This window comes from Streptosporangium sp. NPDC006013, from assembly GCF_040614275.1.
Classification (GTDB): Bacteria; Actinomycetota; Actinomycetes; order Streptosporangiales; family Streptosporangiaceae; genus Streptosporangium.
In genome coordinates this window covers 1-8,069 of sequence record NZ_JBEXUE010000453.1, presented here as the reverse complement: position 1 = coordinate 8,069, position 8,069 = coordinate 1, and the positions used below count along the sequence as shown (strand labels likewise).

Below are 8,069 nucleotides of genomic sequence, written 5' to 3'. Positions count from 1 at the left end.
GCGTCACCGGTAGCGGAAGCCGTCGAGGAACCGGCGGAAGACACCGCAGGGGCCGCTCGTTCCTCGCAACCCCGCTCTCCTCGGTCCAGTCCCCGGCGCGGCCTCACGGCCCGCTCTCCTCAGTCCAGTCCCCGGCGCGGCCTCACGAGTAGTCCCTCGGGAACGAAGCATGGGGCACGTCCCCAGGGGGCTTCCTGGTCCAGTTGCCGGCGCGGCCTCACGGGCCGTCCCTCGGGAAGATTCTTGAGGGACGGCTCCAGGGCGCTGCCCCGGCCGGTCCGGTGCGGCCTCACGAGTTGAGGGGGCTTGGTGGGATTACGGGGTTGCGAGTTTGGTCCTCGCCCAGTCGACCGTGGCCTTCAGGCCCGTGGCCAGGTCCGTCTGGGGGCGCCAGCCGAGCCCGTCGAAGGCGGGAGCCGGATCGACGGCCATGGCCGGGAGGTCTCCCAGGCGGGCCGGAGCCCCACCCGGCTCGTCGACGGCCCCCGCCGCCGCGGCGACCAGGGAGTGCAGCCTCCGGTCGCTGGTCTCGACTCCGGTGCCCAGGTTGAAGCGGCCGCCGCCGCCCTTGGCGCCACAGGCACGGGCGAAGCCGTCGACCACGTCGTCGACGAAGATGTAGTCGCGGGTCTGGGTGCCGTCGCCGTACACCACCGTGGGGGTGCCGTTGAGCAGCGCGTCCGTGAAGATGGCGACCACCCCCGCCTCGCCGTCCGGCGACTGGCGCGGGCCGTAGACGTTGGAGAGCACCAGCGTGGTGTAGTCGATGTCGTGGAGCGCCTTGAAGGTGGCCAGGTAGGTCTCCGCGCTGAGCTTGGAGGCCGCGTACGGAGAGCGCGGGTCGGTCGCCGCGCCGCCGGGGACCGGGATGACCGCCGGCCTGCCGTAGACCGCGACCGAGGAGGCGAAGACGACCTTGCGGGTGCCACCGTGGTGGGCGGCCGTCAGGACCGACGCGGTGCCCTCGACGTTGAGCCTGGCGTCGTGTACCGGGTCGGCCACGCTCTTGCGCACGCTGATCTGCGCTGCGAGGTGGCAGACGACCTCGGGTCTCCACTCGGCCGCCAGGCCGATCAGGGCCGGGTCCCGGATGTCCATCACGTGCAGGGCGAACAGGGGGCTCTCCGCGGCGCGGACCAGGTTGCCGCGGTCGCCACCGGACAGGTCGTCCACCACCGCGACCTCGTGCCCGTCGGCCAGCAGCCGGTCAACGAGGGTGGATCCGATGAACCCCGCCCCACCGGTCACGAGTATGCGCATGAGCAACCCCCATCGTCGTGTGACTCCTCCGCTCCACGAGGGGAGTGGCTTCTCGGTTCCCTCAGCCGAGAGAACCGACGGCCAGGCCATGACCGTTTCGAACCCAGGAACCATAACAGGGAAGCGGTTCACCTGCCGGGCGAACCCGGCAGCCCCTCGGCACACGCGATGACCATGACCGTACGGAGGCTCCGGAGAGGTCAGTGGGCGAGTTCGGAGCGTACCTGGTCGATCCGGCTGAGCACCTTGGCCCGCAGGTCCTCCGAGACCTGGTCGCAGCCGCAGTGCTTGGCGACGAGTTGCTTGACGACCTGCTCCAGGCCGTACTCCTCCAGGCAGGGGTGGCACTCGTCCAGGTGCTGGCGGATGTCCGCGCAGTTGCGCTCGTCGAGCTCGCCGTCCAGGTAGGTGTAGACCTTGTCCAGGACCTCACGACAGTCGGTGTCGTGGTGCTCGCCACAGCTCATGCGATCACCTCGCCCAGGGGTGTCGAGGTCACCGGGGCGGAATCGCCGTTCCTGTCTCGCTCGCTCACTTCGCACCTTCCGCGGGAACCAGGCCACGCTCGCGGGCGTAGTCCTCAAGTTGGGTCCGCAGCTGGCGACGGCCACGGTGCAGCCGCGACATCACGGTCCCGATGGGGGTCCCCATGATGTCCGCGATCTCCTTGTACGGGAAGCCCTCGACGTCGGCGAGATAGACCGCGATGCGGAACTCCTCGGGGAGCGCGGCCAGCGCCCGCTTCACGTCGGTGTCCGGGAGGTGCTCCAGCGCCTCGACCTCCGCCGACTTCAACCCCGCCGAAGTGTGCGACTCGGCCCTGGCCAGCTGCCAGTCCTCGATCTCCTCGGCGCCCGACTGCTTGGGCTCCCGCTGCTTCTTGCGGTAACTGTTGATGAAGGTGTTGGTCAGGATTCGGTAAAGCCACGCCTTGAGGTTCGTGCCTTGCTGGAACTGGTGAAAAGACGCGAACGCCTTGGCGAAGGTCTCCTGAAGAAGGTCCTCGGCGTCCGCGGGGTTCCGGGTCATCCGAAGTGCGGCGGAGTAGAGCTGGTCGAGATAGGGCATGACATCCCGCTCGAACCGTGTGCTCCGCTGCTCCAGAGTCTCCTCGTCTGTCGCAGGGACCGGACCCACCCCCTTAAGATCGCCGGAGTCCTGCTGACGCGGGACACCGTACTGAGCGGAGGATACCCGCTCACCGGGGATGGCCCGATCACCGGGGCGGGTGACGGGTTCGATCAAGGCGAGCATCTGCTTGCCAACCTCCGAAAGGATCGTGCGTTGTCCGCTTGCAACACGCTCGTCCAGTCATCTGTTCCCGCAAGATAGAAGGTGACGAACGACCCGGTACGGGGAAAAGAAGATACGTACCGGTAGGTAATCAAAGACCACCGGATCCTCCCGACGCCAGGAGCTGCTTGTGCTGCCCATCCCGGCCGAAGAGCTGAACGGCTCAGGTGCGCTCGGGCCGTACTGGACCTTTTATCACGCGGTCGTGGCCGAGCAACTGAGTCGATGGCTGCCGGAAACCCCCTCCACCGTCCTCGACATGTCCTGCGGCAACGGCCGCTGGGCCGTCCAGGCGGCGAAGGCGGGACACCGGGTGATCGAGATGGTCGACTTCCGCCGGCCCGCGGACGACCAACCGCTGCACGACATCTCCAGGGTCAGCCAGGTACGCGCCGACGACCTGCGCTTCCTGCCCGACTGCAGCGTGGACGCCGTGCTCGCCGAGGAACGGGCGATGTCCGTGGAGCTCATGGCCGAGTCCGCGATCGACGATGTCGTCAGGGTTCTGCGTCCCGGCGGCCGGACACTGGTCTGCGTCGACTCCCTGGTGCTGGGGATGGCGATCCTCGCCGAGCAGAACTACTGGGCCCACCTGCGTCAGACCGGCGAGGTCATGCTCGTGCCCTGGCCCGACGGCAGTATCACCCGCTGCTTCAGCAGCGCCCAGCTCCGCGAGCTGCTCACCGAGGCGGGCCTGGAGGTCGAGTGGGTACGGCCCCGCACGGTGCTGTCCCCCTCGACCGTCGACCATGTGCTCGCCTCCGACTCCCGGGCGCTCACCTGGCTGGTCAACACCGAACTGGACACCCACCCCGACGACGACGACACGGTGGGCATCCACTTGGTCGCCAGCGCGCGCCGACCCTATTAAAGGCGACGCTAACGCGCGCGGTTCGGGCCTGCCTCTGGCGACGCTAACGCGTCGCGGTGAGGCCGCTCTTACCCGGCTCCTTCCCTCGTCGAGGGAGGCCGCTCGTTCCTCGCGAGTTGCCGGCGACGCTAACGCGTCGCGGTTCGGCCGCTCTTGTCCGGCTCCTTCCCTCGTCAACCGGGGCCGCTCGTTCCTCGCAACCCCGCTCTCCTCAGTCCAGTCCCCGGCGCGGCCTCACGGCCCCGCTCTCCTCAGTCCAGTCGCCGGCGCGGCCTCACGGGGAGTCCCCCAAGGGGAGGCATGGGGCACGTCCACGGGGTGATTCTTGGGGCGGGAGAACGGCGCGTCCCTTCTCCACGGTCCAGTCGCCGGCGCGGCCTCACGGGAAGTCCCTCAAGGGAGGGTATGGGGCACGTCCCCAGGATGTTTTCTGGGTCGAGTGGACGGCGCGTCCCTTCGGGGAAGGATCACGGGCACGTCCCCTGGATGCTTCCGGGGGCGGGGTCAGCGTCGGCGTTCGCGTTTGGACTGGCACTGGAGGCAGCGGGCGGCCTCGGGGCGCGCCTCCAGCCTGCCCTCCGGAACGGGCGCGGCGCAGTCCGCACAGAGTCCGTAGCACCCCTCGTCCATCCGCCTGAGCGCCTCGATCACCGAACCCCGGTGCCGGGTGGCCCCCTCCAGCAGTGCCCGGTTGCGGTCGGAGTCGGTCAGCTCGGAACCGGCGTCCGCCGGGGAGCGGTCCCCCGCGGCGGGTGAATCTCCGCGAAGGACTCCGATGGAACGGTCAAGTTCGGCGAGCATGTTCTTCAGACGCTCGCGCGCGGTCGCGACATCCACGAATCCGCACCTCCGGAAAACGGGGACGGCCTGTGAAGGGATCCCCGACTCTCCCGTCAGGCGCAAGGGGTGAGCTCTGGCGACGGTGATCTCGCCCACTCGTCGCGAGTCACCGCTTTCCTCAGCGGATGCCCACTTGCCGGAACTTTTACACCGGATCGACCAGCGTTTTCAGAAGAGCGGCCGACTACCGCCCCTCCTACCGCAGCGGCTCGACGAGCTCGGGGCTGTTGTTGCGCACCGAGTTGACCGCGGTGGAGACCGGATAGACCTCCAGCCCGGTGGAGCCCGCGGGGATCAGGAACTCCCGCGCGTCGGTCACTCCCGGGTCGAGCCACTCACCCCACCGGTCGCGCTCGATCAGCATCGGCATCCGGTCATGTACCGCTCCGGCCTCGTCCACGGCGTCGGTCGTGATGATCGTGCAGGTCACCAGCCAGGAGAGCGGGTCGTCTTCGGCCCGGCCCCGGTCCCGCCAGAACTCGTACAGTCCCGCCATGGCCAGCACGCCGCCGTCGGCGGGGCGGACGAAGTAGGGCTGCTTCTTCGGTCTGCCCTTGGCGTCCTTCTCGTCGAGCACGACCCACTCGAAATAACCGTCGGCGGGCAGCAGGCACCTGCGCTCCGCGAACGCCTTGCGGTAGGCGGGTTTCTCCGCCACCGTCTCCACCCGCGCGTTGATCATCTTTGAGCCGATGGAGGGGTCCTTGGCCCAGGCCGGGACCAGCCCCCAGCGGACCACGCGGAGCTGCCGGACCGGTCGGCCGTCCGGATCGGCCTTCGGCACCCGGCTCATCACCGCGTACACCGGCTTCGTGGGCGCGACGTTGTAATCGGGCCTGAGTTCGTCGTCGGCCGCACCGTCAAGCTCGACCTGGAACTCCTCCAGCAACTCGTGCTTGTCCCGCGTAGACGCGTATCTCCCGCACATATCTCCACTTTGCCACGCCACGGCACACCGGAAGCCCCCACCGGGAAGTGCCCAAGATCTCTCTTCTCAGGGACAACCCGTTCTCCCACCCCAAGAATCACCCCGGGAACGTGCCCCATGCCTCCCCTTGGGGAACTCCCCGTGAGGCCGCGCCGGCGACTGGACTGAGGAGAGCGGGGTCGCGAGGAACGAGCGACCCCGGTTGACGAGGGAAGGAGCCGGGTAAGAGCGGCCTCACCGCGACGCGCAGCGTCGCCGACAACACAGCTAGGCTTTTGGCCATGTCCGCTCCGCTGTGGCCCGCGCCGGCCGCGACCGAACCCGTCCGCGCGACCGTTCCCCTGCCCGGATCGAAGTCCGTGACCAACCGCGCACTGCTGCTCGCCGCACTGGCCGAGGGACCCGGCACGGTACGGCTGGCGCTGCGCAGCCGCGACGCCGATCTGATGGCGGACGCGCTGCGGGCACTGGGCGCGACGATGACCCCCTCCAACGAGAGCGCCTCGAGCGTCGACTGGGCGATCACGCCCGGCCCCGTCATCAGCGGCGCCCACATCGACGTGGGGCTGGCGGGCACGGTCATGCGCTTCGTGCCGCCCATGGCGGCACTGGCCAGGGGCGAGGTGTTCTTCGACGGCGACCCGCACGCGCGCAAGCGCCCGATGGGCCCGATCCTGCGCGCGCTGCGCGCCCTCGGCGCCGAGGTGACCGGCGACGCGCTGCCTTTCACCATCAGGGGGCCGCTGACCGGCGGCGAGGTCAGGCTCGACGCGTCGGGCTCCTCACAGTTCCTCTCCGGCCTGCTGCTGACCGCCGCGCGCTTCGAGAAGGGCGTGACGGTACGCCACGACGGCCCGCCGATCCCCTCGCAGCCGCACATCCAGATGACCGTTCAGATGCTGCGCGAGTTCGGCGTCGTGGTGGACGACTCCGAGCCGGACGTCTGGCGGGTCGAGCCCGGCCCCATCGGGGCGAGGGACTTCACGGTTGAGCCCGACCTGTCCAATGCGGCGCCGTTCCTGTCCGCCGCCATGGTGACAGGCGGCACGGTCACCATTCCCGACTGGCCCGTGCGGACGACCCAGCCGGGTGACCAGTTGCGCACGCTGCTGGCCGACATGGGCGCCTCGGTGGAGCACACACCAGAGGGGCTGGCGGTCACCGGTACCGGACGGATCACCGGAATCGAGGCGGACCTGCGCGACGTGGCCGAACTGACCCCGACGATCGCCGCGCTGGCCGCTCTCGCCGACTCCCCCAGCAGGATCAGCGGTGTCGCCCACATCCGCGGGCACGAGACCGACCGGCTGGCCGCTCTGGTCGCGGAGATCAACGGTCTCGGCGGCGACGCGAACGAGACCGAGGACGGCCTGGAGATCCGGCCCCGACCGCTCACCGGCGGCGTGTTCCACTCCTACGCCGACCACCGGATGGCCACCGCCGGAGCGGTCATCGGGCTGGCCGTGCCCGGCGTCGAGGTGGAGGACATCGCCACCACGGGTAAGACCCTTCCCGAGTTCGCCTCGATGTGGGCGGACATGCTGCGCGGCGCGCGGTGAGGGGCGACCGGCCGGCAGACCCAGGAGGCGCCCGGTAGTCGCGGCCCTTCGCGGGGCGCACCGGGCCGGACAAGGCGGAGAAACTGAGAAAGCGCGAGTACGACGAGGACGACGTCAGGGTCAGGCCGGGAAAGGGATCCCGGCCCCGGACCCGGATTCGTCCTGCCCATGAGAACGCGGTCCCGGCGTTCGTGGTCGCCGTCGACCGCGGACGCTACACGTGCCTGGTCGAGTCGGAGGGCGAGCGGGGACGCCGCCGCAAGCGGGACCAGGCGGAGGGCGCCGCGATGAGCGGCCGGGTCGTGGTCGCGATGAAGGCCCGCGAGCTGGGCCGCAAGGGAATCGTGGTCGGTGACCGGGTGGCCCTGGTGGGCGACGTCTCCGGGATGACCGACACGCTGGCCCGCGTCGTGCGGGTGGAGCCCCGTGCCTCCATGCTCCGCCGCTCCGCGGACGACACCGACAACACCGACGGCATCGAGCGCCCCGTGGTCGCCAACGCCGACCAACTCGTCATCGTGACGGCCCTGGCCGATCCACCGCCCCGGCCCCGCATGATCGATCGGATGCTGGTCGCGGCCTTCGACGCCGACATCGAGCCGCTGCTCTGCCTCACCAAGTCCGATCTCGCCTCGCCCGACGAGTTGGTCTCGCTGTACGCCCCCCTCGGCGTGCCGTACGTGGTGGTCTCCAAGGGCGGCGACCTGGTGGAGGTGCGAGAGCGCCTCAAGAGCCGGATCAGCGTGCTCGTCGGCCATTCCGGGGTGGGTAAGTCAACCCTGGTCAACGCCCTGGTGCCGGACGCCAACCGGGCCGTCTCACATGTGAACGCGGTGACCGGCCGGGGCCGTCACACCTCCACCTCCGCCGTCGCCCTCGAACTGCCGGAGAGTGGCTGGATCATCGACACCCCCGGGGTGCGCAGCTTCGGTCTGGCCCATGTCTCGGTGGAGACGGTCCTGGCGGGCTTCCCCGACCTGATCGAGGGCACCATCCATTGCCCGAAGGGCTGCAACCACCTCTCAGAGGAGTGCGCCCTGGACACCTGGGTAGCCGCCGGCCACGCCGACCCGGCCCGCCTGACCTCCCTACGCCGCCTCCTCGCCAGCCGCGAAGGCACCCCCGACGACGACTAGCCCCCAAGAAACACCGCGAGGACGTGCCCCACGCTCCCCCCTCGAGGGACTCCCCGTGAGGCCGCGCCCGCGACTGGGTTAAGAAGCGCCTCGGGGACGTCCCCCACGCTCCCCCCTTGAGGGACTCCCCGTGAGGCCGCGCCGGCGACTGGACTGAGGAGAGGGAGGTTGCGAGGAACGAG

The 8,069-nt window shown here is 69.8% G+C and carries 8 protein-coding genes; 3 read left to right on the top strand and 5 right to left on the bottom strand.

Features of this window, described 5'->3' with window-relative positions:
• Nucleotides 1–315 precede the first annotated feature (315 nt).
• From ABZ260_RS41295 to ABZ260_RS41285, 3 genes are all read right to left on the bottom strand, one after another.
• Entirely contained in the window at nt 316–1,260 is a 945-nt protein-coding gene (locus ABZ260_RS41295; protein WP_355628626.1) for an NAD-dependent epimerase/dehydratase family protein, read from the bottom strand.
• A 200-nt stretch (nt 1,261–1,460) separates the two neighbouring features.
• On the bottom strand, nt 1,461–1,727 hold the full coding sequence (rsrA, locus tag ABZ260_RS41290; protein WP_030924877.1) for a mycothiol system anti-sigma-R factor: 267 nt from the start codon (nt 1,725–1,727) through the stop codon (nt 1,461–1,463).
• A gap of 64 nt (nt 1,728–1,791) precedes the next feature.
• Nucleotides 1,792–2,397 (bottom strand): sigma-70 family RNA polymerase sigma factor, encoded by a 606-nt coding sequence (locus ABZ260_RS41285; RefSeq protein WP_030924879.1) that lies wholly within the window; start codon nt 2,395–2,397, stop codon nt 1,792–1,794.
• Between the two features lie 286 nt (nt 2,398–2,683).
• Between ABZ260_RS41285 and ABZ260_RS41280 the strand changes: the two genes are divergently transcribed.
• Nucleotides 2,684–3,424, top strand: a complete 741-nt coding sequence (locus ABZ260_RS41280; protein WP_355568724.1) for a class I SAM-dependent methyltransferase — start codon at nt 2,684–2,686, stop codon at nt 3,422–3,424.
• A gap of 504 nt (nt 3,425–3,928) precedes the next feature.
• On the opposite strand, the gene ABZ260_RS41275 is transcribed toward ABZ260_RS41280, so the two are convergent.
• Complete coding sequence (locus ABZ260_RS41275) at nt 3,929–4,261, bottom strand: TraR/DksA C4-type zinc finger protein (protein WP_030924883.1); 333 nt, start codon at nt 4,259–4,261, stop codon at nt 3,929–3,931.
• A gap of 199 nt (nt 4,262–4,460) precedes the next feature.
• Nucleotides 4,461–5,192 carry an SOS response-associated peptidase gene (locus tag ABZ260_RS41270; protein ID WP_355568720.1) on the bottom strand — a complete coding sequence of 244 codons (732 nt, stop codon included), beginning with the start codon at nt 5,190–5,192 and terminating at the stop codon, nt 4,461–4,463.
• 281 nt (nt 5,193–5,473) lie between these two features.
• Here ABZ260_RS41270 and aroA point away from each other — a divergent pair, with 281 nt between their 5' ends.
• Complete coding sequence (gene aroA, locus ABZ260_RS41265) at nt 5,474–6,751, top strand: 3-phosphoshikimate 1-carboxyvinyltransferase (RefSeq protein WP_355628623.1); 1,278 nt, start codon at nt 5,474–5,476, stop codon at nt 6,749–6,751.
• 83 nt (nt 6,752–6,834) lie between these two features.
• A complete protein-coding gene (gene rsgA, locus ABZ260_RS41260; protein WP_355628629.1) occupies nt 6,835–7,887 on the top strand; it encodes a ribosome small subunit-dependent GTPase A in 1,053 nt (350 codons plus the stop codon).
• Nucleotides 7,888–8,069 lie beyond the last annotated feature (182 nt).

Excerpts from the sequence above, each read along its gene's own strand:
- ABZ260_RS41295 (WP_355628626.1), bottom strand. The coding sequence starts at position 1,260 with ATGCGCATACTCGTGACCGGTGGGGCGGGGTTCATCGGATCCACCCTC.
- rsrA (WP_030924877.1), bottom strand. The coding sequence starts at position 1,727 with ATGAGCTGTGGCGAGCACCACGACACCGACTGTCGTGAGGTCCTGGAC.
- ABZ260_RS41270 (WP_355568720.1), bottom strand. The coding sequence starts at position 5,192 with ATGTGCGGGAGATACGCGTCTACGCGGGACAAGCACGAGTTGCTGGAG.
- aroA (WP_355628623.1), top strand. The coding sequence starts at position 5,474 with ATGTCCGCTCCGCTGTGGCCCGCGCCGGCCGCGACCGAACCCGTCCGC.